Origin of the sequence: Pantoea leporis, from assembly GCF_028048155.1 — a bacterium.
Classification (GTDB): Bacteria; Pseudomonadota; Gammaproteobacteria; order Enterobacterales; family Enterobacteriaceae; genus Pantoea; species Pantoea leporis.
This window is the reverse complement of sequence record NZ_JALMEU010000005.1, coordinates 126,525-151,376: the sequence shown is the minus strand read 5'-3', so window position 1 is coordinate 151,376 and position 24,852 is coordinate 126,525. Positions and strand designations below refer to the sequence as shown.

Annotated in this window: 23 protein-coding genes, 1 pseudogene and 1 riboswitch; of the genes and pseudogenes, 7 read left to right on the top strand and 17 right to left on the bottom strand. The window is 55.8% G+C overall.

From position 1 onward, the window contains the following. The first annotated feature begins 10 nt into the window (after window positions 1–10). Window positions 11–595 (top strand): retron system putative HNH endonuclease, encoded by a 585-nt coding sequence (locus tag MWH02_RS15105; RefSeq protein ID WP_271460933.1) that lies wholly within the window; start codon window positions 11–13, stop codon window positions 593–595. Here the strand turns inward: MWH02_RS15105 and MWH02_RS15100 are convergent. After that, window positions 592–1,368, bottom strand: a complete 777-nt coding sequence (locus MWH02_RS15100) for a DeoR/GlpR family DNA-binding transcription regulator (RefSeq protein WP_222234988.1) — start codon at window positions 1,366–1,368, stop codon at window positions 592–594. The two genes, MWH02_RS15105 and MWH02_RS15100, sit on opposite strands and share 4 nt — an antisense overlap. Window positions 1,369–1,542: 174 nt before the next feature. On the opposite strand from MWH02_RS15100, the gene MWH02_RS15095 reads away from it, so the two are divergent. Then, window positions 1,543–2,883, top strand: coding sequence for an aspartate aminotransferase family protein (locus MWH02_RS15095; RefSeq protein ID WP_110867874.1), 1,341 nt, complete (start codon window positions 1,543–1,545; stop codon window positions 2,881–2,883). A 77-nt stretch (window positions 2,884–2,960) separates the two neighbouring features. Here MWH02_RS15095 and alsE read toward each other — a convergent pair whose 3' ends face one another. Genes alsE through MWH02_RS15075 form a run of 4 tightly spaced genes read right to left on the bottom strand, consistent with a single transcriptional unit; the run spans window position 2,961 to window position 5,720 of the window. After that, window positions 2,961–3,641, bottom strand: coding sequence for a D-allulose 6-phosphate 3-epimerase (gene alsE / locus MWH02_RS15090; RefSeq protein WP_271460932.1), 681 nt, complete (start codon window positions 3,639–3,641; stop codon window positions 2,961–2,963). 50 nt (window positions 3,642–3,691) lie between these two features. After that, on the bottom strand, window positions 3,692–4,951 hold the full coding sequence (gene ulaA / locus MWH02_RS15085) for a PTS ascorbate transporter subunit IIC (RefSeq protein WP_110867875.1): 1,260 nt from the start codon (window positions 4,949–4,951) through the stop codon (window positions 3,692–3,694). Between the two features lie 43 nt (window positions 4,952–4,994). Beyond that, window positions 4,995–5,261, bottom strand: coding sequence for a PTS sugar transporter subunit IIB (locus tag MWH02_RS15080; protein WP_101763934.1), 267 nt, complete (start codon window positions 5,259–5,261; stop codon window positions 4,995–4,997). Window positions 5,262–5,276: 15 nt separating this feature from the next. Beyond that, the gene (locus MWH02_RS15075) at window positions 5,277–5,720 is read right to left on the bottom strand and encodes a PTS sugar transporter subunit IIA (protein ID WP_101763828.1); all 444 of its coding nucleotides are present in this window, start codon (window positions 5,718–5,720) and stop codon (window positions 5,277–5,279) included. A 295-nt stretch (window positions 5,721–6,015) separates the two neighbouring features. Between MWH02_RS15075 and MWH02_RS15070 the strand changes: the two genes are divergently transcribed. The 3 genes from MWH02_RS15070 (at window position 6,016) to MWH02_RS15060 (ending at window position 8,970) form a co-directional block, all read left to right on the top strand. Further along, window positions 6,016–7,041, top strand: a complete 1,026-nt coding sequence (locus tag MWH02_RS15070) for a LacI family DNA-binding transcriptional regulator (protein WP_271460931.1) — start codon at window positions 6,016–6,018, stop codon at window positions 7,039–7,041. 160 nt (window positions 7,042–7,201) lie between these two features. Beyond that, window positions 7,202–7,819, top strand: a complete 618-nt coding sequence (gene sodA / locus MWH02_RS15065; protein WP_101763826.1) for a superoxide dismutase [Mn] — start codon at window positions 7,202–7,204, stop codon at window positions 7,817–7,819. A gap of 188 nt (window positions 7,820–8,007) precedes the next feature. Next, a complete protein-coding gene (locus MWH02_RS15060; RefSeq protein WP_271460930.1) occupies window positions 8,008–8,970 on the top strand; it encodes a VirK/YbjX family protein in 963 nt (320 codons plus the stop codon). Between the two features lie 7 nt (window positions 8,971–8,977). Here the strand turns inward: MWH02_RS15060 and MWH02_RS15055 are convergent, their stop codons facing one another. From MWH02_RS15055 to MWH02_RS15000, 12 genes and pseudogenes are all read right to left on the bottom strand, one after another. Next, entirely contained in the window at window positions 8,978–9,340 is a 363-nt protein-coding gene (locus tag MWH02_RS15055; protein WP_007893377.1) for a YibL family ribosome-associated protein, read from the bottom strand. A 176-nt stretch (window positions 9,341–9,516) separates the two neighbouring features. Next, window positions 9,517–10,062 (bottom strand): mannitol operon repressor MtlR, encoded by a 546-nt coding sequence (gene mtlR / locus MWH02_RS15050; RefSeq protein WP_192236852.1) that lies wholly within the window; start codon window positions 10,060–10,062, stop codon window positions 9,517–9,519. Between the two features lie 60 nt (window positions 10,063–10,122). Next, window positions 10,123–11,271 (bottom strand): mannitol-1-phosphate 5-dehydrogenase, encoded by a 1,149-nt coding sequence (gene mtlD / locus MWH02_RS15045; protein ID WP_101763824.1) that lies wholly within the window; start codon window positions 11,269–11,271, stop codon window positions 10,123–10,125. 93 nt (window positions 11,272–11,364) lie between these two features. After that, complete coding sequence (locus tag MWH02_RS15040) at window positions 11,365–13,299, bottom strand: PTS mannitol transporter subunit IICBA (protein ID WP_222213160.1); 1,935 nt, start codon at window positions 13,297–13,299, stop codon at window positions 11,365–11,367. A 457-nt stretch (window positions 13,300–13,756) separates the two neighbouring features. Beyond that, entirely contained in the window at window positions 13,757–14,470 is a 714-nt protein-coding gene (locus MWH02_RS15035) for a DUF3053 domain-containing protein (RefSeq protein ID WP_110867877.1), read from the bottom strand. Window positions 14,471–14,643: 173 nt separating this feature from the next. Next, window positions 14,644–16,242: a gamma-glutamyltransferase family protein gene (locus tag MWH02_RS15030; RefSeq protein WP_271460929.1), complete on the bottom strand. Its 1,599-nt coding sequence runs from the start codon at window positions 16,240–16,242 to the stop codon at window positions 14,644–14,646. 9 nt (window positions 16,243–16,251) lie between these two features. Beyond that, window positions 16,252–17,132 (bottom strand): annotated as a pseudogene (locus MWH02_RS15025) (ABC transporter permease). A gap of 2 nt (window positions 17,133–17,134) precedes the next feature. Continuing rightward, the gene (locus tag MWH02_RS15020; protein ID WP_137384873.1) at window positions 17,135–18,076 is read right to left on the bottom strand and encodes an ABC transporter permease; all 942 of its coding nucleotides are present in this window, start codon (window positions 18,074–18,076) and stop codon (window positions 17,135–17,137) included. Window positions 18,077–18,093: 17 nt separating this feature from the next. Continuing rightward, window positions 18,094–19,611, bottom strand: coding sequence for an ABC transporter substrate-binding protein (locus tag MWH02_RS15015; RefSeq protein ID WP_192236854.1), 1,518 nt, complete (start codon window positions 19,609–19,611; stop codon window positions 18,094–18,096). 16 nt (window positions 19,612–19,627) lie between these two features. Further along, window positions 19,628–20,689 carry an ABC transporter ATP-binding protein gene (locus MWH02_RS15010; RefSeq protein ID WP_101763817.1) on the bottom strand — a complete coding sequence of 354 codons (1,062 nt, stop codon included), beginning with the start codon at window positions 20,687–20,689 and terminating at the stop codon, window positions 19,628–19,630. Continuing rightward, window positions 20,686–21,681 carry an ABC transporter ATP-binding protein gene (locus MWH02_RS15005; RefSeq protein ID WP_271460928.1) on the bottom strand — a complete coding sequence of 332 codons (996 nt, stop codon included), beginning with the start codon at window positions 21,679–21,681 and terminating at the stop codon, window positions 20,686–20,688. The genes MWH02_RS15010 and MWH02_RS15005 overlap by 4 nt, the downstream gene beginning before the upstream one ends. Further along, window positions 21,678–22,400 (bottom strand): FadR/GntR family transcriptional regulator, encoded by a 723-nt coding sequence (locus MWH02_RS15000; RefSeq protein ID WP_110867883.1) that lies wholly within the window; start codon window positions 22,398–22,400, stop codon window positions 21,678–21,680. The genes MWH02_RS15005 and MWH02_RS15000 overlap by 4 nt, the downstream gene beginning before the upstream one ends. A 407-nt stretch (window positions 22,401–22,807) precedes the next feature. Continuing rightward, window positions 22,808–22,902: riboswitch (guanidine-I (ykkC/yxkD leader) on the top strand. Window positions 22,903–22,965: 63 nt separating this feature from the next. Between MWH02_RS15000 and MWH02_RS14995 the strand changes: the two genes are divergently transcribed. Together MWH02_RS14995 and MWH02_RS14990 are read left to right on the top strand one after the other, a co-directional pair. Further along, window positions 22,966–24,024: a putative urea ABC transporter substrate-binding protein gene (locus tag MWH02_RS14995; protein ID WP_271460927.1), complete on the top strand. Its 1,059-nt coding sequence runs from the start codon at window positions 22,966–22,968 to the stop codon at window positions 24,022–24,024. A 14-nt stretch (window positions 24,025–24,038) separates the two neighbouring features. Then, a complete protein-coding gene (locus tag MWH02_RS14990) occupies window positions 24,039–24,851 on the top strand; it encodes an ABC transporter permease (protein WP_101763813.1) in 813 nt (270 codons plus the stop codon). The last annotated feature ends 1 nt before the right edge of the window (window position 24,852 follow it).

The window sequence follows — 24,852 nt, the reverse complement described above, 5'->3', positions numbered from 1 at the left end:
AGAACAGGGAATGTTCAAATCATATCGAGGACCATGGCCGCCATGTCTTAAAATGCATTATCCTGAGTGGACCGACCGCTATATTTCAGCGCGTGAGGGGAATCCGGCAGCAACATTCCGCTGGTTTTCTATCACTTGTTATCAAGCAGTGCGTCGAGAGTTATTAGTAATGACGCATCACCATTGTGCATTTTGTGATGGTTTCATTGGTAGTGAAAGCCGGGAAACACTGGAGCATTTCAGACCGAAAAGCCAGTATCCGGCTTTGGCATTTCATTGGGAAAATTTGTTTCCATGCTGCGATATGTGTCAGAGCCAAAAACGTGAAAAATTTGATGAAGTTTTAATTAAACCTGATCGTCCTGATTATCAATTTGAAGATTACTTCATCTGTAATTATGACAATGGTGAAATTGAGGTAGCACCGGAATGTTCAGCTGAGTTCCAAAAGGCCGCCGCAGTTACGCTTGAAATTTATGGACTTAATTTACCGGTGCGCAAAAAAGAACGTTTACGCCAGTTTCGCGTCTGGCATGCAATGGGCGATGAAACATCGTTACATGAGTTTGCTTACCGCTATTTTCTCATCGGTTAAACCACCTGCACCTGCGGCAGCGCTTGTTGCAGCGCCGTCAGCGCGCCGGGTTTTGCCGCGCCGCTGTCGCAGATCAGCAGATCGATTTCCGCAATCGCTGCATAAACGGTGCGGCTCATCACGCCGAGTTTGCTGTGATCCGCCAGTAAAATGGTGCGGTTTGCCTGCTGTACCATGGCGCGGGCAATCGCCGCTTCGTGGGGATGAAAACTGCTGGCACCGTTTTTCGCATCGATGCCGACCGGCGAAAGCAACGCGACATCGGCGCGATAACGATAAATTTCCCCAATCGTCATCTCCCCGCGCGTTTGCTGCGCGCCTGCCATCATCATGCCGCCAATTAAAATCACCTGATTATTCAGCGTCTCATGCTCTTCCGCTGCGCTCAGCGCCAGCGCGGCCTGCAGGCTGTTAGTGATGATGGTTAAACCCGACATGGTGCGCAGTTGTTCGGCCAGCATGGTGGTGGTGGTGCCGGCATCAAGGAACAGCGTTTGGCCGGGCTGGAGATGTTGCGCGGCAGCAACCGCAATTGCGCGTTTCTCTTTCGCCTGCGCGTTACGGCGCACCTGCAGCGGCGGCTCTGGCTGACTATCGACGGCGACCAAACCGCCATGCACCCGCCGCGCCAATCCCTGCGCTTCCAGCTCAATAATGTCGCGCCGCGCGGTTTCGCGCGAGATGCCAAGCTCATTGATGATGCGTTCGGTGCTGAGCTGATGTTGCGTGGTCAGCAGCGCGCGAATGCGGTGTAAGCGGGTTTCCTGCAGCATGACTTTTCCCTGTGGCGTGTTCAACCTGGGCCTAAGCTTACCTGAGTGTCATTGCGCCGTCATGTGTATTTGGTTGTATTTGTGTATTTGGTTGCATTTGTCGCCAAAGCAGGCATGATATTGGCAAACGGCGATTTCGCATGCACCCCTTTCACCTTCGCAACGGGAGTTACCATGGCTACACGTTCTACCATCATGGATACCAACAGTTTTCGTGCTGAGCACGCCGACGGACTGGATGCGGCAACCCGCAAGCTAACCGACAAGCGCAGCAAAGTGTTGGGCGAGTCGTATCGCCTGTTTTACCGCAAGCCGGTGCACTTAGTGCGCGGCGAAGGGCAGTATGTGTGGGATGCCGCCGGTGATAAATATCTTGATGTGTACAACAACGTGGCGAGCATTGGTCACTGCCATCCGGCGGTGATTGAGGCGGTGAATCAGCAGATGAAGATGCTGAACACTCACACGCGCTATCTGCACGAACGCATTCTCGATTACACCGAAGAGCTGCTGGCGACCACGCCAGATGCCATCGATCGCGCCATGTACATGTGTACCGGTTCGGAAGCCAACGATTTGGCGATCCGCGTGGCGCGGGCTTTCAGCGGCGGCACCGGCATTATCGTGTCGCAGGAGGCGTATCACGGCACCAGCGATCTCACGTCAGGTGTGTCGCCCGCCCTCGGCAGCGGACAGCCGTTGGCGGCAACCACGCGTCTGGTTTCACCGCCGGATGCCTATCGCGTGAATGCGCCCGATCTCGGCGAGTGGTTTGCCAATGAAATCCAGCAGCAGATTGACGATATGAAAGCGCACGGCATTAAGTTTGCCGGCTTCCTCGCTGACTCGATCTTCTCATCCGATGGCGTATTGCCGAACCCGCGCGGCTTTCTGCAAAAAGCGGTCGATGTGGTGCATGCCAACGGCGGGATTTTCATTGCCGATGAAGTGCAGCCGGGCTTTGGTCGTACCGGCGATGCGTTCTGGGGCTTTGCGCGTCACGGCGTGGTGCCTGATGTGATCACCACCGGCAAGCCAATGGGCAACGGCATTCCGGTTTCAGGTTTGCTGGCGAAAAGCGATGTGCTAGCGGCATTTAGTGACGAGATTCCTTACTTCAACACCTTTGGCGGTAATCCGGTGGCGATGGCCGCCGCGCAAGCGGTGCTGACGGTAATTAAAGAAGAGGGCTTGCAGGAGCACAGCCGCGTGGTGGGCGCCAGGCTGTTGAGTGAACTGCAGAAACTAATGGATCGTCACGAGTCGATCGGCGACGTGCGCGGTGCGGGCCTGTTTATTGGTTTCGAACTGGTGCAGGATCGCGCCAGTAAAACGCCGGATAAAGCGCTGGCGCTGGATTTGATCGAGAAACTGCGCGAACACCGCGTGTTGACGTCAGTGGCGGGACCTTACGGCAACGTGCTGAAGTTGCGTCCGCCGTTGGCGTTCCAGGAAGCGGATATCGATTGGCTGGTGGGCGCGCTGGATAAATCGCTGAGTGAGCTGGGGCGTTAACAGATCATTGATTGTGCACATTTTGTCGCGGCGCGATTTATCGCGCAATAAATTGCGCCGCTACGATATGTGCAGGTTTACGCAGCTGCGGTTTCCTCGGCGAAAATGCTCTCCATCTTCTGCCACGCCTGCGCGACATCGTCATCCAGATTAAACAAACCTGACGTGCCCACAATAAACACATCCACGCCTGAAGCAGCAATCTGCCGGAAGGTGCGTGCGTTGCATGAACCATCAATTTCGGTCAGATAGTGATAACCGTGCTCTTCGCGCATGGCGATCAACTGGCGAATCTTATTCAGCGTTTGCGGGATAAATGTTTGCCCGGCGAAACCCGGATCCACTGACATCACCGTGACTTTATCCAGCAGGTGCGCATATTCACGAATACTTTCTGCTGGTGTGGCCGGATTTAACACCACGCCGCAGCGACGGCCTGCGTCTTTAATTTGCGTCAGCAGGCGGAAAATTTTGTTATTAGCGGTTTCCGGGTGGAAGCTAATAATATCTGCGCCGGCCTCAATGCACATTGGGATAATATCTTCCGGATGATTTACCATTAAATGCACATCAATTGGTACATCAGTAATTTTACGCAGGTTCTCAATAAAGAACGGCGACAGCGTAATATTCTTCACATAGCTGCCATCCATAATATCGACATGATAAAAGGCAGCGGTGCTATTCATCGCTTCAATCTGCTCGCGAAAACGCGTGAGATCCATGCACATTAAGGAGGGGGAGAATTTGGCTTGCATAACTTATTTCCTCATTACAACAACAGCGCCCGCAGGCGCTGTTGATGACATCAATGGAAGAACGAAATAATGTGGCCGAGCACAATACCAACAATGCCGAAGTCGGCATCACCGAAGGTGGTGGAAGCGAAGCCGAGGTCGCCCATCAGCGGCAGCAGAATCGCTGGCAGGAAGGAGATCAGCAAGCCTTGCACAAAGGCGCCGATCACTGCGCCGCGACGTCCGCCAGTGATATTGCCGTAGACGCCGGCGGTCGCACCGCAGAAGAAATGCGGTACCAGACCCGGAACAATAACGCTCAGACCAAACAGCGGACACAGGAACATGCTGATCAAGCCGGCGGAGAAGCTCGACAGGAAGCCGATGATCACCGCATTCGGCGCGAACGGGAACACGGTTGGGCAATCCAGCGCCGGTTTGGCGTTGGGTACCAGCTTATCGGCGATACCTTTAAAGGCCGGCACGATTTCGGCAATCACCATGCGCACACCGGCGAGGATGATGTAGACGCCCGCAGCAAAGGTGATCGACTGAATGATGGCGAACACAATGTAGTTTTGGCCGCCACTGATGCTTTCAGTGAATTCTTTACCGGCAACCAGAACCAGCGCGATAAACAGAATCATCATGGTCAGCGAAATCGCTACCGATGAGTCGCGCAGGAAGTTGAGGGTTTTCGGCACCTTAAGCTCTTCAATCGACGGGCTGCCTTTACCGACCATTTTGCCCACTAACGCGGAGAGCAGATAGCCGGTTGAGCCAAAGTGGCCGAGCGCCAGATCGTCCGAGTTGGTGATTTTGCGGGTGAACGGCTGCAGAATCGCCGGGCAAACCACCATCATGGTGCCGAGAATCAGCGAACCAATCAGCACCAGCCAGAAGCCGTGAATGCCGCCTACCGACAGAATTACCGCCAGCATCGCCGACATATACAGCGTGTGGTGACCGGTCAGGAAGATGTATTTCAACGGGGTAATGCGCGCCAGCAAGATGTTCACCAGCATACCAAACACCATAATCATGGCGGTTTCGGTGCCGTAACTTTTCTGCGCCAGCGCGGCCATTGCATCCGTATTTGGCACTACGCCCTGAATATTAAAAGAGTGCTCAAACAGCTGACTGAAGATGGTCAGCGTGGCCGCAATTAAATTGGCCCCGGCGATGAGAATAACAAAACCCATGATAGTTTTAAGCGTACCGGAAATAACATCAGAAACCGGTTTCTTTTGCAGTAATAAACCAAACAGGGAAAAAAGGCCGACAAGTATAGCGGGTGTTCCAAGAACATCCTTAATTATAAACTGCAGCATAACTTACTCCATAGTGAGTAAAGTTTTTCGGGATAAACTGTTGTTAGATATTTTCAGCCAAAATTTCTTTAATCTTTGCATTATCCAGCAGGTTTGTCAGACCAACGACTTTCGCGCTGTGCCCGGCTAATTGGTCGGCAATATCTTTTGCGGCAATGATTAAATCAGCCTGTTCAGATTTCGCAGAGGTTAAATCGGTGTGGCCCACTTCCGCCTCTTTGCCTAATTCCGCCACAATCTTCTTCACGTTCATTTCAACAATAAAGCTGCTACCTAAACCATTTCCACACACAATCAGGACTTTTTTCATCATAGGGTTCTCTGGTTATTTATTTTCAATGACAGCTTTAATCGCTGACAGGGTAGAAGCCGACAGCAACTGCTGCAGGCGGGATTCGTCGCTGAACACGTCCGCTAAGGCGGTGATCATCTGAATGTGATCGTCACCAGATACCGCGCACAGCATGATGACCACATAAACCGGATCGTTTTCATCGGCCTGAAAATTCACGCCATTTTTCACATGCAGCAACGACAGGCCGTTTTTGCGCGCGCCTTGTTCCGGGCGGGCGTGCGGCATCGCCAGGCCCGGCGCCAGCACGTAGTAAGGGCCGAGTTCGGCATGCGAAGTGAAGATAGCATCGAGATAAGCCGGGCTGATCGCCCCAGCGGCCAGCAGCGGTTCGGCAGATAATCGCACTGCTTCCTGCCAGTCGCTAACCTGCTCGACTACCCGAATATGTTGCGGCGTTAGCCATTGAGTGAGCATCAGTCATTCCTGTTTATTCGTCGATGGAGTGCAATGTAGGTTATTTTCTCAGCGGTTTTCTGTGATGATTGTCGCAAAAGTTAGCGCTAACACCGTTATTGTTAAAAAACGTGTTATCGCTAACATTTCCTTGCTGTGCGTTTGTCTTGGTTGCAAGCACCTGACATGCTCAATCATTCTGAAAAGATCGCGGGGTGAGGCATGCCCGAAACTGTGGTTTTTCACATGGCGCGTTAACAGATTTGGTTTTAAGCTGCGTCCTGGCAAAAAAGTAGCGAGTAATGCAGGAGATCGCATGACAGAAAAAAAACGGCGCGGTACCGGTAAAAGCACTTTAGCCGATGTTGCCCGTTTGGTGGGCGTAAGCACCATGACAGCGTCGCGCGCGCTACGCATGCCGGAGAAAGTGTCGCCTGAAATTCGCGCCAAAATCGATGCGGCGGTGATTGAGCTCTCCTATGTGCCGAATGTGCAGGCGAGCAATCTGGCATCGGCCACATCACGCCTGATCACCATGGTGGTGCCATCGTTTGCCACGCCGGGCAGTGCAATTGTGTCCGAAGCGCTACAGGAAGTGCTGCGGCCGCAGGGCTATAACATGATGCTGGCTGAAGCCAACCATTCGGCGGCAGAAGAGAGCGAGCTGATCGAAATGTTGCTCTCCTATAATCCGGCGGCGATGGTGCATTTCAATTTCGATAACGCCGCCGAAGCGCATCGTCTGCTGAGCAATTCCGGGCTGCCGGTCATGGATATTGGCGGCGTGCATCAGGATTCGGCGGGGATCAGCATTGGTGTCGATTACGCCAAAGCGATTCGCCAGTTGGTGCAAAGTCTGGTCGAGCGCGGCTATCGCAATCTCGGTTTGCTGTGCACGCAGAGTAATAACACCATCTTCCGCCAGCTGCTGAATGGCTGGCACAGCGGCATGCTGGCGATGAATCAGGCGCCGCATCGCGTGGTGACCTCGCCGAAAATGCCGACCTTTGCCGCCGGGCACAGTTTGCTGGCGGAAATTCGCCTGACCTGGCCGGAGCTGGATGTGCTGATTTGCACCAGCGACGAAGTGGCCTGCGGCGCTATCATGGCGTGCCATGCGGCGGGGATTGCGATTCCCAGCCAGTTGGCGATTGCCAGCATCGGCGGCGGTCCGCTGGCGGCCGTATGTTCGCCGCCGCTCACCAGCATTGTGCTGCCGTATGAAGAGATGGGGCGCATGGCGGGTAAACGTCTGCTGGCGGCGCTCAAAGGTGATGAGCCGCTAGCCATCAATGAACTGCCGGTGCAGCTTAAACTGCGCGCCAGCAGCCACAAGGTGTAGCCGTGCGTGCGCACCTTTTCCCAGATTCATCAAATCCTTATCAATTCTAAGGCATTGATAACCCTTTTACGGATCATGTTTTTAACTATAATGATCCGACTGCTTACGCGGCACACCCAGTGAGGTGGTGCTGCAAAACACTAAAATGGAGAGGAAGAACATGAGTTATTCACTGCCATCCCTGCCGTATGCGTACGACGCACTGGAACCGCACTTCGACAAGCAGACGATGGAAATCCATCACACTAAACACCACCAGACCTACGTTAACAACGCTAACGCTGCGCTGGAAGGTACCGAATTCGCTGACCTGCCGGTAGAAGAGCTGATCACCAAACTGGATCAGCTGCCAGCAGACAAAAAAGGTCCACTGCGTAACAACGCAGGCGGCCACGCTAACCACAGCTTCTTCTGGAAAGGTCTGAAGCTGGGCACCTCGCTGCAGGGCGACCTGAAAGCCGCCATCGAAAAAGATTTCGGTAGCGTTGAAGCTTTCCAGGCTGAGTTTGAGAAAGCTGCGACTACTCGCTTCGGTTCAGGCTGGGCGTGGCTGGTGAAAAAAGGCGACAAACTGGCTGTGGTTTCAACCGCAAACCAGGATAGCCCGCTGATGGGTGAAGCCGTTGCTGGCGTTTCAGGCACGCCGATCATCGGTCTGGACGTGTGGGAACACGCTTACTACCTGAAGTATCAGAACAAACGTCCTGATTACATCAAAGCATTCTGGAACGTAGTGAACTGGGACGAAGCTGCAGCGCGTTTCGCTGCTGCGAAGTAAGTTCAGGCGATAGCCGCAACGCATTAAACCGGTGATCTCTTCACCGGTTTTTTTTCGCCTTTATAAACCCTTGCTAAACGACCTGAATATTCCCGCACACGACTATTCCGCTGCGAAAGCTATTAACCTGCCGTTGATAATTTGGGGCATATAGTGGCGATAATTTGTCTCGCCAAGCCTAAATAATCATGTCTACTATCACAACTTCTGTGACGAATAATGATTCGTCAGCACCGCTATTTTTGCCGTTAATAAGCGGAAAGTTCAGGCCAAATAAATTATGGAATAGCGGAAGATTTCGCGCGAAATTTGCCTTAAGATCGCTGGTGTTTCCTGTAACTACCTTTAATTACCTGCACCAATTGGCGCAATTATCTGCGTTACCACAGCTGTTGACCATGCAGGGTTTGCTGCCGGCGAAGCCACATCGTCCTTATCTGCGTGCGGGATTCAGCGTGGCGCAGCGCGCACAGGCGATCATCGATCACTATACGTTGATGGATCAGTTAGATAATGCGGCGCTGCGTCAGCTGTTGCAGAGTCCGGGTGATAATTTACTGGCCAGCCTGAGCGGCAAAAATGATGAGACGTATGTGATTCACTGCTGTCCGGGCCGCTTTGACCGTGAAGGTGAAATTACTTTGGAATTGCGCTATGAAACGCAGTTAATTGCGTCGCTCTCTTTCTCAATTATTCGCGAACAGCAGAAGCGCACGTTATTAATTGGTGGATTGCAGGGGCCGCGTAAGCATATTTCTAACGATGTGATTCGCGATGCCACCAAAGCGGCGCACGGCGTATTCCCAAAACGCCTGCTGATGGAAGTAGTATTTAATCTGGCGGAACAGTGTGGCGTTGAGGCGATCACCGCCGTTGGCGATATCACGCACGTGTTTCGCAGCCTGCGCTACCGTCACAGTAAAGGTGATAAGTTCTTTGCCAGCTACAGCGAGTTTTGGTTGTCGTTGGGTGGCGTGGCGCGTGGCGATGAGCTATTTACGTTGCCGTTACGCGCGGAGCGTAAAGATTTGGAAGAGATTGCCAGCAAGAAGCGCGCCGAGTATCGCCGTCGTTATGCCTTGCTGGACAGTCTGAATGAACAAGTTCATCAGGCGGCGGGCATCCTACGCGACGTTTCACACGCCGCGTAAGTCAAGATTAGAACGGCTGCTTCGCGTAGCCGGTCATCACTTTCAGTCCCATCTCACGTCCGAGCGCGGTCATTGGGTGTACCACCACCAGGCCGCGCACGCTTTTCTTGAATGCGCCCATGTTGGCTTGTTCTTTTTTGGTGATTTCGCGGCTAAAGCCCAGCTTCTGCAGCTGTTGCGCTTCTTTGCTCAGCTTCTCGGTGCGCACACCGCGCAGGCGCTCAATTTCCAGCTCCAGCTTCTCTTTTTCACGCAGCAGTTCACCGAGCTTTTCGGCATCGCCAGAGGCTAACAGCGGGGCTTCTTTGCGGTTGAGCGCATCGAGCTGATCGCTCAGAAGTTTGATCTCGGCTTTTTCTTGTTCTTTCATTGGGGGAAAACTCGTTAAGGAAAACAGGCAAAGGATACATCAAATTCAGGCAACTTTGCAGCGCATGACTTCGCGCGATAAATCGCGCCGCGACAATGCGTGCTGATTTAACACGTAGATGCCTCACGCGCACTTATCCGCAGCGGCACGCTTCATCGTGCTTGTTCATACAAAAACTACAGCGCAGGCTTTTTAAACACCTGCTTATGCGAAATCCGTGAAATCAGCTCGGTGAGCGACAGCACCATGGTTGAACGCACCATCTGCAGATAGCGCTGTTGCTGCATGGAGCGCAGTTGGTCGTCATCGCGGTTGAAGTCAGGCTGCGGTGGCCACGCGGCCACGCAGTGCAGTTCGCCAAACGGGCCGAGGATCTCATCATCGGTAAAACGATAATCGCTGATGTCGTGATTCAGCTCCTCACGCAGCGCCAGCAGCAGTTCACAATCTTCGTACTCATGCCGATTGATCACGCCCAGGCCGTAAATCAGCTTGAGGCGAACCGAGAGTTCGCCCAGCGGACCATCACCCAGCAGCAGCGGTTCTACCGCGTATTTAACCGCGTAATCGTCCTTGCGAAACACTTGCAGCACCAGCAGATTAACCGCTTCGGTCAGCAGCTCAACGGCGGCGATCAGGAAGCTTCTCACCGAACGGCCGGCGTTCAGGCGCTCAAGCACCCGGTTTTCAAAAGCCTGCTTCTCTTCCATCATTGCCTGCATCGTTCAGCTACCGCCAGCGGGCACGCAAGCGCGCCCGAGTTAACCACTAAAGGGCGCGCATTATGCCATAGCGTTGTAAGCGCTCACCACTGAGGTGACCACTTCGCTGTTGGCATCCAGGCCAGAAATTTCCGCCAGCGTGGCTTGCGGGCCTTTTTCTGCCAGCAGCGCGACCAGTTCCTGCGCCTGCGGATCGGCTTCGCTGCGATAATGCATCGCGGCGGCAATGCCCTGAACCAGATTATCGTGCGGCAGCTGATACTCCAGCGTGCCCAGCGTTGGCTTGATCAGGCGATCGCCCGCGCTGAGTTTACGCAGTGGCTGACGACCGACGCGCTCAACGTCATCTTTCAGGTACGGATTTTCGAAGCGGGTGAGGATTTTCTGGATATAGGCAGCATGTTTATCGGCTTCAAAACCATAACGCTTGATCAGCACGGCGCCGCTCTCCTGCATCGCGCCTTGCACTACCGCACGCACGTTCTCATCGAGAATCGCGTCACGAATGGTAGCGTGACCAGCCAGCTGGCCGAGATACGCGGTGATGGCGTGACCGGTGTTAAGGGTGAACAGCTTGCGCTCAACGAATGCCATCAGGTTGTCGGTCAATTCCATGCCAGGAATGTTCGGCAATTCCCCTTTGAACTGGGTTTTATCAACAATCCACTCGCTGAAGGTTTCAACTGTCACTTCCAGCGGATCGGTGGTGCCCGCTTCGGACGGCGGCACGATGCGGTCTACCGCGGAATCCACGAAGCCAACATGCGTTTCAACCCATGCGTGATACTGCTCTGGCAGCGCTTTTAGCACGTGCTGTTTCAGCTGGCTGGTACCGCGCACCATGTTTTCACAGGCGATGATGTTGAGTGGACGCACATTACCGCTGTCGCTGCGTTTGGCCAGACCTTTCGCGACGCCACCGGCGATGCGCTCCAGAATCTGCGGGCCAACCGCCGTGGTCACGATATCAACCTCAGCAATCAGCGTAACGATGTCATCGCTGGTGCTGTTAACGGCGCTCACGCCTGTTACGATTTCGACTTTTGCCTGTTCGCCAACCACATGAACCGGATACTCATGACGGGCGTTAAGGGCATCAAGTACCACCTGATTGACGTCAGCAAACACCAGCTCGATGCCGGCATCTGCCAGTAACTTACCGATAAAACCGCGACCGATGTTACCTGCTCCAAAATGTAACGCTTTCATAAATTTGACCCATATCAAATGACGAAAGGGCGGGCAAGTCCGCCCCGGAAATGTGGGACGGGCTTACCCGCCCCAGGGAAGGTAAACGGGGTATTACGCTTTGACGGTGCTGCCCGAGAGCAGATCCAACACGTCCTGCACGCTGGTGGTATTGGCCAGCTTCTCAATCACGCTGTCATCATCCAGCGCGTTGGTCAGGCTGGTAATCACCTGAATGTGCTCGTTATTGCGAGCGGCGATACCAATCACCAAACGCGCCACGTCTTCTGGTTCATCACCAAACTGCACGCCCGCCGGATACTGGCAGAACACCACGCCGGTTTTCAGCACGCGGTCTTTCGCTTCTACAGTACCGTGTGGCACAGCAATGGATTCACCGAGGTAAGTTGGCGTCAGCTTTTCGCGTTCCAGCATCGCTTCAACATATTCCGGCTGCACGTAGCCGCCTTTCACCAGCTGCTCACCCGCAAAGCGAATCGCCTGCTCTTTATGGGTGGCACTCAGACCAAGGAACACGTTGTCTGCACCCAGTTTGAATAGGTGCGCATTGCCTTCGTCGTAGCTGTCAGCCAGCGTGGTCTGCACGGTTTCACGACGCGCTTCGCTGCGGTTAGCGGCCACCAGACGTTCGGTCAGGTTGCTGTACAGCGCGCTATCGAGGAAGTTGTTCAGCGAAATGTGCTGCGCCTGCGGCGCCTGACGCATTGCACGTTCGGTCAGATCGCGGTGGGTAATCACCAGATCAACGTCGCCCGGCAGCGAGTTAATCGCCGTGTTGGTGACAGAGATATTGCTCAGACCTGCGTCCTGCACTTTCTTACGCAGCACGCCTGCACCCATCGCACTTGAACCCATACCGGCGTCACAGGCTACGATGATTTTACGCACGTGGTTCAGGTCAACGCTCATCGCATCGCCAGCGACTGGCGAACCGGCAACAGCCTGACCTTTTGACTGCGCTTTCATATCCTGCATGCGCTGCGTCGCCGCTTCGATATCGTCATCTTCTTTCACTTTGCTGGTTTTCAGCAGGATAGCTGAGACCACAAAGGAGACGGCAAACGCAGCGATAATGGCAGCGATATTCGCGAAGTAAGCGCCTTTTGGCGTCATCGCCAGCACCGCCAGGATGGAACCTGGAGAAGCCGGAGAGACCAGGCCGCCGTTCAGCAGTGTCAGGGTGAATACGCCAGTCATACCGCCGAGAATAACCGCCAGCAACAGACGCGGCGCCATCAGCACGTATGGGAAGTAAATTTCGTGGATACCACCAAGGAAGTGGATGATCGCTGCACCGCCTGCAGATTGTTTGGCGCTACCGCGGCCAAATACCATGTAGGCAACCAGCACGCCCATACCCGGACCAGGGTTGGCTTCAATCAGGAAGAAGATTGATTTGCCCGCCTCGCTCGCCTGCTGGATACCCAGCGGAGAGAAGATACCGTGGTTGATGGCGTTATTGAGGAACAGGATTTTCGCCGGTTCAACAAAGATTGAGGTCAGCGGCAGCAGGTTGTTCTGCACCATCAGATTCACGCCCGCGGCGAGAATGTGTGACAGGCCTTCAACCAGTGGACCGATAGCGACAAACGCCAGCAGCGCCAGCAGCATACCAATGATACCGGCCGAGAAGTTGTTAACCAGCATCTCGAAGCCGCTTTTGATCTTGCCATCAACAACGCGGTCAAAGGATTTGATTGCCCAGCCGCCCAGCGGGCCGGCAATCATGGAGCCGAGGAACATCGGCATATCGGCACCGACAATCACGCCCATGGTGGTGATCGCACCGACCACGCCACCGCGATCGCCGCCAACCAGACGTCCACCGGTGAAACCAATCAGCAGCGGCAGCAGGTAGGTGATCATTGGGCCGACGAGTTTCGCCAGCGTTTCGTTTGGAATCCATCCGGTTGGGATGAACAGCGCAGTGATGATACCCCATGCGATAAACGCACCGATGTTAGGCATCACCATATTACTCAGAAAGCGACCAAAGCTCTGAACCTTGACCTTTACTGATGAGGACATAAACCCACCCCTTATTGAGACGCGCTGCAATAAGAGAGCGCGTTTGTTTTTGTTTGAACGTTACGGCGGGGGCCGTGGCATTACTGTATGCACGCGGACTCTAGCACTAGTTTATTACGCTGCGTAGAGCTGCACCTAAGTGTGATGCAGATCACGCTAAGCTGGGGTGGTTGGGGGGCAATAAGGTGACATCGATCACAAAAAGGCGCTGTAAGAAAGCAACGATGCCGAAAAATTAAGCAAAACAAGGCGATGAATGTGACTTAAGTCACCTTTTAAGGTGGGCGCTTTGTTGTGTAAGTGTGATCAATGTCACAAACTATTTTTGGTCGAAAATGCGCCAGATCACAATATGCTGCAGCAGACAAGTGAGCTGTAAGGAAGTGACGAAATTCTGGAAAGGGACAACAGACTTTCAGGGTCGCCATTGATGGCGACCACTAAAATAGTTCGGCTGTTACAACCCGCCTTGCACCGCATTTTGCGCTTGCGTCAGCGCTTGCGCGTTGCTGGAGAGATTGCTCATCAGCGTGTTGTATTGCGTTGCCTGATCCTGGGTTGGGAACTGTACGCCGCCATCGTTGAAGGTTACACGCGTGCCTTGCGATTGCAGATAGTCGCCGGTTTGCACGGCTGCCTGGCTCAGCGCCTGCAGCTGTGGCAGCAGCGGAATCAGCGTGCTCGCTGGCTGCGTCACGACTTTGACGTAGGCCGCGTCATACACTTTCTTCAGGTCATCCGGCTGCTTCAGGGTGGCTTTGCTGCTGTCCGCCTGCATTTTGGCGCTCTGAATCTGCTGGGTCAGCACGCTCAGATTGCCGCTGGCCTGGCGCAGGCTATCGCGACGCGTGAGGTAATCCTGTGGTACACGAATCGCCGCTAACTCATCAACCACCGGGCGCATGCCTTGCTCAATCGCCTGATTGGTCTGCTGCGAGAAGCCATAAAGGATGGCGTAGTCGCTGGCGTAATTGCCGAAGGTTTGCTTTTGGTTTTCACTCAGGCTTGGCAGATGTTCGCCGCTGCGCATCACCGTGTTTTGAAGGAAGTCACTGAACGCTTTACGCTGATCGCCCTCTTTGTCACCGCAGGCTGTGAGTTGCAGCACCACTAACGCGCTGACCATCAGCATGCCGGTACGCATCCAGATGCGAGAAATTCCTGACGCCATGATGAACTCCTGTTATGGCTAATTCGATTCGATGGGAATGGTCCTAAAGAATAGTGCAATGGCCTGACGGGTACAACGGGCGGCGTTTGCCTGGTGCGCATAAATGCGCACCCAATAAGGAAATGGTGGAATTCCAGGGTCACCCATTATGGTGACCGTTTTAACACGTTAAATCAAAACACCAGCGCCTGCCCATCCTTACGGCTTTCAGTGGCGGCGATATAGAAGCCTTGCGGATCGCGCACAATCGCCTGCGCACCGCCGAAGTTATAGCCAAGCAAAGGATCTTCCAGCGTAATCTGGTGCCCCATCTCGCGCAGCTTCGCCAGCACGTTACGGTCGATGCCGGGTTCAACCACCACCGCACGTCCTTGCTCAACGCGCCAGCGCGGTGCATCAATCGCTGCCTGCGGGTTTTGCTTATGCTGCATGATGCGCAGCGCCATCTGCAAATGACCTTGCGCCTGCATCGGGCCGCCCATCACGCCAAACGACATCAGCGGCTGGCCGTCACCGTCGAGGGCAAATGCCGGAATGATGGTGTGGAACGGACGTTTGCCGCCGGCCACCACATTGGGATGCTGCGGATCGAGCGAGAAACCGCAGCCACGATTTTGCAGGCTAATGCCGGTGCCCGGCACCACTACGCCAGAACCGAAGCCCATGTAGTTTGACTGTATAAAGGACACCATCATGCCGCTGGCATCAGCGGTAGAAAGATAAACCGTGCCGCTCTGCTGCGGGGAGCCAAAGGTAAAATCTCCGGCCCGATCGGGATTAATCAACTGCGCGCGCTGTTTTAAATACTCATCACTGAGAAGCAATTCTGCCGGGAACTCGAGGTGATCGTAATCGCTGACATAGCGATCCAGATCGGCCAGCGCCAGCTTCATCGCTTCAATCGACAGATGCAGCCACGGCACCGAATCCGGTTCATAGCGACCAATATCCCACTGCTCAAGAATGCCCAGCGCAATCAGGGTGGCAATGCCCTGACCGTTCGGCGGCAATTCCTGCACCGATCCGCCCGCAAAAGGGCGCGATAACAATTCTACCCAGTCGGCGCGATGATTTTTCAGATCATCAAGGCTCAGCGCCGCACCATGCTGCTCAGCAAACGCCACTATCTTTTCAGCCAGCTCGCCACGATAGAAGGCTTCACCGCGCGTTTCGGCGATTTTTTGCAGCGTTTCGGCTTGCGCCGGATTACGGAACAGCTCGCCGGCACGCGGCGGTCGTCCATCAGGCGCAAAGCACTCGACGAAGCCGGGCTGATCTTTCAGCTTGTGGTAGGCGCGCTGCCATAGATGACCAATCAGCGGTGAAACCGGGAAACCATCGCGCGCGTATTCAATGGCCGGTTGCGCTAGCGTGGTGAGCGGCAGCGTGCCAAAGCGTTCGGCCAGCTCGACCCACGCCGAAACCGCGCCCGGCACGGTGACCGCTTCCCAGCCAATTTCCGGCATGGCATCGCGTCCGGCAAAGCGTTCCGGGTTCCATGCGGTGGGCGAGCGGCCCGAGGCATTCAAACCGTGCAGCTGTTTGCCATCCCAGATAATCGCAAAGGCGTCACTGCCGAGTCCGTTGCCGCTAGGCTCCAGCACGGTCAATGCCATTGCACTGGCAATCGCCGCATCTACCGCATTGCCGCCCTGTTGCAACATACGCATCCCGGCTTGCGCCGCCAGCGGCTGCGAAGTGGCAACCGCGTTGCGTCCCATCATCGGTACGCGGTGTGAGGCATAGCTGACGTTAAAATCCAGTTCACTCATGATCGTTCCTTAGTGTGAGTCATCACGTGGGTCGAGCGCGTCGCGCAAACCGTCGCCCAGCAGGTTGAAGCCCTGCACGGTGAGAAAAATAGCCAGTCCGGGGAAAATCGACATCCACGGCGCCTGTTCGAGAAAGCCTTTGGCGGTATTCAGCATCGCGCCCCATGAAGGCGAGGGCGGTTGCTGGCCGAGGCCAAGGAATGAGAGGCTGGCTTCGTAATGATCGCCGAAGCAATCGCCAGCGTGGCCTGCACCAGAATTGGCGACAGCACATTGGGCAGCACGTAACGCAGGATGATCCAGCGATCGGGCAGGCCAATCGCTCGCGCGCCGTCAATGTACTCTTCGTGGCGTATGGCGATCACCTGGCCGCGCGTCAAGCGCGCGAAAATCGGCATCGCAGATAAACCGATGGCAATCATAGCGTTTGATAAGCTCGGGCCGAGAAACGCTCCCAGCGCGATTGCCAGAATCAGAAACGGGCATGCCAGCAGCGCTTCGATAAAGCGCGAAATAATGCCGTCGCACCAGCCTTGCCAGTAACCGGCAATCAACCCAAGCGGCACACCAATCAGAATGGCGATCAGCACCGAAATGCAGCCCGCCAGCAGCGAAGTACGGGCGCCCCACACCAGGCGAGACAAAATATCGCGCCCCAGCTCATCGGTGCCAAACCAGTGCAGCACCGTAGGTGCTTTACGCACCGCAAGGAAATTGGCTTTGATGGGATCAAACGGTGCCAGCCACGGTGCCAGCAGCGCCACGGCGACAAACAGCAGCACAATCACCGCACCAATCAGCGCACTTTTATTACGCAGAAACTTTTTCAGCACCCGACGATTCGGCTTTGCCACTGCAGGCAGTGCGCCAGCGGTTAATACCTCGCTCATGGTCAGCCTCGCATTTTCGGGTTAATGATCATATAGAGCACATCAGCCAGCAGATTGAGCAGCAAGAAGCCAATCGCCACCACCAGCACCACGCCTTGCACCACGGCGTAATCACGGTTGAATACCGCATCGACAATCATCTTGCCAAAGCCGGGCAGCGTGAAGACCTGCTCGGTCAGCACCGCGCCACCCAGCAACTCGCCAAACAGCAGCGTGGTAAGAGTAACAATCGGCATCAGCGCATTACGCAACGCATGCTTGAGCACCACTTTCTTTGCCAGCAGCCCTTTGGCGCGTGCGGTGCGAATGTAATCCGCTTTCAGCACGGCGATCATTGAAGCGCGAGTGTGGCGCATTAACGTGGCGGCCAGTCCGGTGCCGAGCACCAGCGCTGGCAGCAGCAGCGTTTTCAGGTTCTGCGCCACATCTTCGCTAACCGGCACAAAACCCGATGCCGGCAGCCATTGCAGGTGCACGGAGAACAGCAGAATCAGCAGAATACCGAGCCAGAAGTGAGGCACTGAAATCCCGGAAAGCGCGACAAAGTTGGTGGTGTGATCGACCCAACTGTCTTTGCGCACTGCGGCGATGATGCCCATGCTGATGCCAATCACCAGCGCGATAATCATCGCCAGCAATGACAATTCCAGCGTGACCGGCAATTTGCTGGCGATCAGCGCCGTCACCGGCTCTTTGGTGCGCAGCGACATGCCCAAATCGCCGGTTAGCGCATTACCCATCCAGGCGAAATATTGCGCGGGAATCGGATCGTCCAGATGATATTCCGCCCGCAGCTGGGCGATAACCGCTGGATCGCGCTCTTCGCCCGCCATCGCCAGCACCGGATCGCCCGGCAGCAGCTTTTGCAGTGCGAACACCATAATGCTCACCAGCAGCAGCGTCGGAATGGCCAGCAATAGCCGTTTTACAATCAGTTCCAGCATCCTCGCTCCTTAGCGGTTTACTGCGCCAGACTTACGCCAGCCAAACGTACCAATCCGTCCGGCCAGGCTTTGAAGCCCTGCAGTTTTTTCGACATGCCAAAAATGCGTGGCTCAAAGTAGAGGTAAGCAATCGGCATATCGCTTTGCAGTTGGTTCACCACCTGGGTGTAGAGCGCCTGACGCTGTGCCTGGTCGTTGGTGAGACGCGCGGCATTCAGCCACTCATCGACCTGCGCATTGCTGTAGCGTCCGTCATTGAGCGTGCCTTTGCTGTTAATAAACGAATAGATGCTGCCGTCCGGATCCGGACGACCAGACCAACCCGACAGGCTAAGCTGATAATCCCCGCGCTGCTGGCGATCCAACAGGGTGGCGAACTCACTCATTTGCAGATTGAGGTTGAAACCGGCTTCACCGACCATCGCCTGAATCACCTGGCCCACCTGCTGCGCGGTCGGGTTATTGCTGACCAGCAGCGTCAGATTCAGCGGTGTGGTAACACCCGCAGCCTTCAGCAGTGCTTTGGCTTTCTCAACATCGCGCGGTGCGATCGGTGTTTTGACGTGATACGCGCTGACCGGTGAAAACGCCTGATTGGCTGGCGTATACAAGCCTTCAAACGCCACCTGATTCAGCGCATCACGGTCAATCGCCAGTGAGAACGCTTCACGCACCCGCGCATCTTTCAGCGGACTATTAGCATCGACTTTGCCGTTGTTGATATTGAAAGTGATGCCCTGATAACCAAGACCTGTGACTTTTGCCAGCGCCAGTTTGCTATCGGCTTCAACGGTTTTCACATCGCTGGCGGCCACGCCTTCGGTGAGATCCAAATCGCCCGCACGCAGGTTCGCGAGGCGCACTGAAGCATCCGGGATCGGCAGGAAAATCACCTTATCGAAGTGATAGGCGCCTTTATTCCAGTAATTGTCATAGCGCTTCAGCACGATGCGATCCTGCTGAACACGGCTGTCGAACTGATACGGGCCAGAGCAGACCGGATGAGCGGCGAAATCGGGCTTTTTCGCCGCTTCCGGTGCCAGCATGGCTCCGGCGCGGTCGGTCAGCTGGCTCAGCAGCGCCGCATCCGGGTTTTTCAGGTGGAACTTCACCTGCATCGGGCCGCTCACTTCCACGCTTTCAATCGAGGAGATTTCACTTTTGCGCAGCGAACCCGGCAGCGTTTGCGCACGTTCGATATTGAATTTCACCGCTTGCGCATCAAATTTTTCGCCATCGTGGAAGGTCACGCCGCTGCGCAGATTCATGGTCAGCGTTTTGCCGTCCTCGCTCCACGCCCAATCGGTGGCGAGACCCGGTACCACTTTGAGGTTTTGGTCAACATCGACCAAACGATCGCACATGGCCGCAAACACAAAACGGCCGTAATAGGTGCGCGCCAGATGCGGATCGAGCATGTCGGGATCGGCGCCCAGGCCGATGCGAATCACGCTGTCAGCCTGGCTGTGGGCGCTAGCCCCGAGCAGTAACAGACCGCTGAGGGCGGTTAATAACGTATGACGAGCTTGCTTCACGGTGTATCTCCAGAGGTTAGGCTTGCTGATTCACCGCCTGCTCAAACAGGGCGCGGCGACGTAAAAAAGCGGCGGAAGGTGGCGCAAGGGTGATGACGCTGCGATCGCGATTAATCTCCTGCCAGCGGTGACAGGCAATTTGACGGCCGCCGCTCAGCACCTGATTAATCGGTTCAAACTGGCGACATTCCGCTGTGGCATAGGGACAACGGGTATGAAAACGGCAGCCGCTCGGGGGATCTGCAGGGTTGGGCAAATCACCCTGCAGCATTGGGATGGTGCGACTGACGCCCGGCTGCATTTGTGGCGCGGAGGCAATCAACGCTTGCGTATAAGGATGGAGCGGCGCATCAAAAATCTCATCGACGCTGGCCAGTTCGACAATCTGACCGAGATACATCACCGCCACGCGATCGCTCATATGGCGGATCACCGCCAAACCGTGCGCCACGATCACCATCGTCAGGCCAAACTGCTGTTTCAGGCTCTCAAGCAGATTCACCACCTGCGCCTGCACGGACACATCCAGCGCTGAAACCGGCTCATCGCCGAGCAGTAATTTCGGCTGTGAGGCCAGCGCGCGGGCAATACCAATGCGCTGGCGCTGACCGCCTGAAAACTCGTGCGGGTAACGTTCGGCCCAGGCCGCAGGCAGGCCAACGGTGCGCAGCAGTTCGGCGACGCGCGCGTGGCGCTGATCGCGGCTCATCTTTTCATGCAGCCACAAAGGTTCGCCCACAATCTGCTGCACCGTCATGCGCGGATTGAGCGAGGCAAACGGATCCTGAAAGATAATCTGCAATTCGCGACGCAGCTGATTGAGTCGCGCGCCGCTGGCATCGGTGATGCTTTCACCCTGATAGAACACGTCGCCGGCGCTGGCGGCTAATAAACGCAGTAGCAAACGTCCCAGCGTCGATTTACCGGAACCGGATTCGCCGACAATCGCCAGCGTTTCGCCCGGCATCACCTGTAGCGCAACGCGATCGACCGCCGTCACGCCGCGATTGCGTGAAAACAGCCGGTTGCCCGTGGAGAAGGTTTTGCTTAAATCGCGGCACTCTAAAATCGGCTTCATGCACTTTCTCCCAGCATGACGTGTTGCTCTAACGGAGCGCGGAAACAGGCCACCTGATGATCGTTCGCCAGTGCGCGCAACGCCGGACGATGCTGGTGGCAGCGTATTTCGGCGAAGGGGCAGCGCGTGGCAAAGCGGCAGCCAGCCGGCATGTTTTCCGGCAACGGCACCTGGCCGGGAATGGTGGCTAACGCCCCTTCACGCGCGCTCAGGCTGGGAATTGAGCCCATCAGGCCAATGGTGTACGGATGCTGCGGATCGTTGAAAATACGCTCCACGCTGCCGCTCTCCACCACCTGACCGGCATACATCACCGCCACGCGCTGCGCCACTTCCGCTACCACGCCGAGGTCATGCGTGATCATCAATACTGCGGTGCCAGTTTCCTGTTTTAAGGTGTTCAACAGCGCCAGAATTTGCGCCTGAATGGTGACGTCGAGCGCGGTAGTGGGTTCATCGGCAATCAACAGTTTTGGCTGGTTGATCAGCGCCATGGCAATCATCACGCGCTGGCGCATGCCGCCGGAGAGCTGATGCGGATAGGCTTTCAGCCGCTGTTCCGCTGCTGGAATTTGCACTTTTTGCAGAATCGCCAGCGCCGCGTCCATTGCCTGGCGCTTACTCACTTTGCGATGGCGCATCACCGCTTCGCTCAGCTGATCGCCTAGCGTGAAGGCTGGATTAAGCGAGGTCATCGGTTCCTGAAAAATCATCGCCAATTGGTTGCCACGCAGGCTGGCGTATTCACTGCTGCTGAGTTGGCGCAGATCGCGGCCATCAAACAGCATGTCGCCCTGCAAGATTTGCGCACTGTCAGGCTGCAAACCCATTAACGTGAGTGAGGTGATGCTTTTGCCGCAGCCCGATTCACCGACCAGCGCCAGCGTTTCTCCCGCCTGTAGCTCCAGAGAAATATCATCCAGTACCGTGACCGGCGAACCACGAAACTGCACGCGCAGATTGCGTAGCGATAAAACGGGATGTGCGGTCATGGCGCTTCCTCCTGACGGGAATAGAGCGTTTCCATCAGCGCCTGTTGCAGCGCAAGCAGATGCTCACGCATCGCCGCTGCCGCTTCATGGGGCTGGCGCTGGGCGATGTGCATCACCAGCCGCTGATGATGGGTGTCATAGTTATCCAGGCGTGCCGGGGTACGCGCCTGCACCCGCAAATGCTGCCAGCCGGGATCGCGGCGCACCGCATCGACGGCATCAAACAGCCCGAGCATCAGGCGATTGCCCGCCGCTTCGGCGATGGCGCGATGGAAGGCGCTGTCCCACAGTTCATGCTGATCGCCATCTTCAGGCGGCGTGATGGCGTGCATGCGCTCCAGCAGGCGATTCATTAAGGCGATTTGTTCTTTGGTGGCGCGCAGGGCGGCAAGACTTGCCAGCCCCGGCTCCAGCTGTAAACGCGCTTCCATCACTTCGAGAAGATTCGATTGCTGCGGCAGATCCTGTAGCACCAGCGGCTGCACTGGCGCGGAGGGCCCAACAAAGGTGCCTTTGCCCTGTTTACGCCAGATGCGGCCCTCTTCTTCCAGCACATCTAATGCCCGGCGAATTTCACGACGACCGATGCCAAACCGCTCGGCTAACTCACGTTCGGTGGGCAGCGCGCGATCGGGCGTGTGCTCCTGCTGCTGAATCAGCTGGCGCAGTTGCTCAAGTGCGGTGCTGGAGTTGCGGCTGGTTTCTGGCGTGTCATTCATGATTGGTTCGCCTGTTTATGCATCAGAAAAAGATCGGTAATCGCCGCGTATCCAGCACTTTTCCTGATGAAAGGTGAATTCGGCAGCTTTCTTAGCGTAGGCATGAAGTGAACCAATATTTAATTGGTTCGGATTAGCGTGTCATCAATGTGTGATAACCACATGATCGCAAAGTAAAAGTTTTTTCAGTGCCGGTTGAGAATTGCGAGAAGCGTCAACGTTCTCACCGGCATGCTGCTTCACGGTGGTGCGCGCACGCTGCTTATCTGTGCAATGCCAGCAGTGCGGCGACGCACGGTGGGTGAATAACCGATGGTTTTCAGCGGGATATAACCTTGGCATCTATTTTGTATGTGTTAACGCAGATGCAGGAGCGATAGCGGGCAACCGAGGTCGCCAGACAATTTGCAATGGGTCACTAGGGTTCCGGTCGAAAGATGCTGGTCCGAGAGTGACCGACCGTCCTCTGACGGTTACACGGCGGGAAAAAAGCCCGGGAGGAAAGCGAGAACGTTGCTCGCCGCCTCCTGCTTTTTTTTCGTCCGTTAACGCCAGAGGAACCATCATGATCAAAGCCTGCCTTCGCCTGCTGTTGCTTTGCACCATCACGCTGTTCAGCGTCAACACGCTGGCCGCCGACAAACCCTCCTTTAAGATTTGCTGGTCGATCTACGCGGGCTGGATGCCGTGGGATTACGCGCAGCAGAGCGGCATCGTCAAAAAATGGGCTGACAAATACGGCATCGATATCCAGTTTGTGCAGGTTAACGACTATATCGAGTCGGTGAATCAATACACCGCCGGGGGTTTTGCTGGTTGCACCATGACCAACATGGATGCGCTGACCATTCCGGCCACCGGCGGCGTGGATAGCACGGCGCTGATCGTCGGCGATTACTCCAACGGTAACGACGGCATTCTGCTAAAAGGCGCGGGCAACCTCTCAGCGCTGAAAGGCAAGCCGATCAATCTGGTCGAACTCTCGGTTTCGCATTACCTGCTGGCGCGGGCGCTGGAGAAATCCGGCATGAGCGAGAAAGACGTCAAAGTGGTGAACACCGCCGATGCCGATTTGGTGGCGGCGTTCGGCACCGCCGACGTCAACGCTATCGTTACGTGGAATCCGCTGCTCGCCGAAGCGGAGAAGCAGCCGAACAGCCATCTGATTTTCTCTTCCACGCAAATTCCGGGCGAAATCCTCGATCTGCTGGTGGTCAACAGCGCCACGCTGCAGAAGTATCCGCAGCTCGGCAAAGCGCTGACCGGCGCATGGTATGAAACGTTGAAAACCATGTCCGGCTCAACCGACAGCGCTAAAGCGGCACGTACACAAATGGCGCAGGCTTCCGGCACCGATCTGGCGGGCTTTGACCAGCAGCTGGCCGCCACGCATCTGTTTAGCGATGCCAAAACCACCCTCGATTTCGTCCAAAGCCCACAGCTCAAAGCCACCATGCAGATGGTCGCCGAGTTCTCGTTTAAGCACGGTTTGCTGGGCGAGGGCGCGCCGAGCGCCGATGTGGTTGGCGTGGCAACGCCTGCGGGCAATTGGGGCGATGCGGGTAACCTCAAACTGCGCTTCACCGATGAGTACACCAAAATGGCCGCCGCCGGGCAGCTGTAAGCGAGGCGATGCCGATGCGTAAGTTGATCAACTACCAACCGCTGCCGCTGGGGCGCTTGCTGCTGGGCATTCTGCCGCTGCTGGCGCTGCTGCTGGTGTATCTGTTCGCGTCGGAGGCGCGTCTCAGTCTGAATGCGGCAGACAAGCTGTTGCCGGGCTTTAACGCCATGGGCGACGCCATCAGCCGCATGGCGTTTCAGCCCAGCCCGCGCACCGGCGAATATCTGTTGTGGAGCGATACCGCCGCCAGTTTGCTGCGTTTGCTGTGTGGTGTGGCGATCAGCGCGCTATTGGCGCTGGCGCTGGGTCTGTTCACCGGCGCGCTGCCAGTGGTGCGTGCGGTGCTGGCGCCGCTGGTGACGCTGTTTGCGTTGGTGCCGCCGCTGGCGATTCTGCCGATTCTGTTTATCTGTTTTGGTCTCGGCGAAGTATCGAAAGTGGTGCTGATTGTCATCGGCATTACGCCGCTGATTGCCCGCGATTTGCAGCTGCAGGTGCAGAAGATCCCGCGCGAGCAGCTGGTAAAAGCGCAGACGCTCGGCGCGCACAGCGCACAGATTTTGTGGCGCGTGATCCTGCCGCAGCTGATGCCGCGGCTGTTGGATGCGGTACGGCTGTCGCTGGCGTCGGCGTGGCTGTTTCTGATTGCCGCCGAAGCCATCGCCGCCACAGAAGGCCTGGGTTATCGCATCTTCCTGATGCGGCGTTATCTGGCAATGGATGTGATTCTGCCCTACGTGGCGTGGATCGCGCTGCTGGCCTTCCTGCTCGACCTGTTGCTGCGGCTGATTAGCCGTCGCTGCTGGCCGTGGTATCACGCGAAATAAG

Bases quoted from the DNA above. Each gene is read 5' to 3' on its own strand.
- MWH02_RS15105 (WP_271460933.1), top strand. From the start codon at position 11: ATGTTCAAATCATATCGAGGACCATGGCCGCCATGTCTTAAAATGCAT.
- MWH02_RS15100 (WP_222234988.1), bottom strand. From the start codon at position 1,368: ATGCTGCAGGAAACCCGCTTACACCGCATTCGCGCGCTGCTGACCACG.
- MWH02_RS15095 (WP_110867874.1), top strand. From the start codon at position 1,543: ATGGCTACACGTTCTACCATCATGGATACCAACAGTTTTCGTGCTGAG.
- alsE (WP_271460932.1), bottom strand. From the start codon at position 3,641: ATGCAAGCCAAATTCTCCCCCTCCTTAATGTGCATGGATCTCACGCGT.
- ulaA (WP_110867875.1), bottom strand. From the start codon at position 4,951: ATGCTGCAGTTTATAATTAAGGATGTTCTTGGAACACCCGCTATACTT.
- MWH02_RS15080 (WP_101763934.1), bottom strand. From the start codon at position 5,261: ATGAAAAAAGTCCTGATTGTGTGTGGAAATGGTTTAGGTAGCAGCTTT.
- MWH02_RS15075 (WP_101763828.1), bottom strand. From the start codon at position 5,720: ATGCTCACTCAATGGCTAACGCCGCAACATATTCGGGTAGTCGAGCAG.
- MWH02_RS15070 (WP_271460931.1), top strand. From the start codon at position 6,016: ATGACAGAAAAAAAACGGCGCGGTACCGGTAAAAGCACTTTAGCCGAT.
- sodA (WP_101763826.1), top strand. From the start codon at position 7,202: ATGAGTTATTCACTGCCATCCCTGCCGTATGCGTACGACGCACTGGAA.
- MWH02_RS15060 (WP_271460930.1), top strand. From the start codon at position 8,008: ATGTCTACTATCACAACTTCTGTGACGAATAATGATTCGTCAGCACCG.
- MWH02_RS15055 (WP_007893377.1), bottom strand. From the start codon at position 9,340: ATGAAAGAACAAGAAAAAGCCGAGATCAAACTTCTGAGCGATCAGCTC.
- mtlR (WP_192236852.1), bottom strand. From the start codon at position 10,062: ATGCAGGCAATGATGGAAGAGAAGCAGGCTTTTGAAAACCGGGTGCTT.
- mtlD (WP_101763824.1), bottom strand. From the start codon at position 11,271: ATGAAAGCGTTACATTTTGGAGCAGGTAACATCGGTCGCGGTTTTATC.
- MWH02_RS15040 (WP_222213160.1), bottom strand. From the start codon at position 13,299: ATGTCCTCATCAGTAAAGGTCAAGGTTCAGAGCTTTGGTCGCTTTCTG.
- MWH02_RS15035 (WP_110867877.1), bottom strand. From the start codon at position 14,470: ATGGCGTCAGGAATTTCTCGCATCTGGATGCGTACCGGCATGCTGATG.
- MWH02_RS15030 (WP_271460929.1), bottom strand. From the start codon at position 16,242: ATGAGTGAACTGGATTTTAACGTCAGCTATGCCTCACACCGCGTACCG.
- MWH02_RS15020 (WP_137384873.1), bottom strand. From the start codon at position 18,076: ATGCTGGAACTGATTGTAAAACGGCTATTGCTGGCCATTCCGACGCTG.
- MWH02_RS15010 (WP_101763817.1), bottom strand. From the start codon at position 20,689: ATGAAGCCGATTTTAGAGTGCCGCGATTTAAGCAAAACCTTCTCCACG.
- MWH02_RS15005 (WP_271460928.1), bottom strand. From the start codon at position 21,681: ATGACCGCACATCCCGTTTTATCGCTACGCAATCTGCGCGTGCAGTTT.
- MWH02_RS15000 (WP_110867883.1), bottom strand. From the start codon at position 22,400: ATGAATGACACGCCAGAAACCAGCCGCAACTCCAGCACCGCACTTGAG.
- MWH02_RS14995 (WP_271460927.1), top strand. From the start codon at position 22,966: ATGATCAAAGCCTGCCTTCGCCTGCTGTTGCTTTGCACCATCACGCTG.
- MWH02_RS14990 (WP_101763813.1), top strand. From the start codon at position 24,039: ATGCGTAAGTTGATCAACTACCAACCGCTGCCGCTGGGGCGCTTGCTG.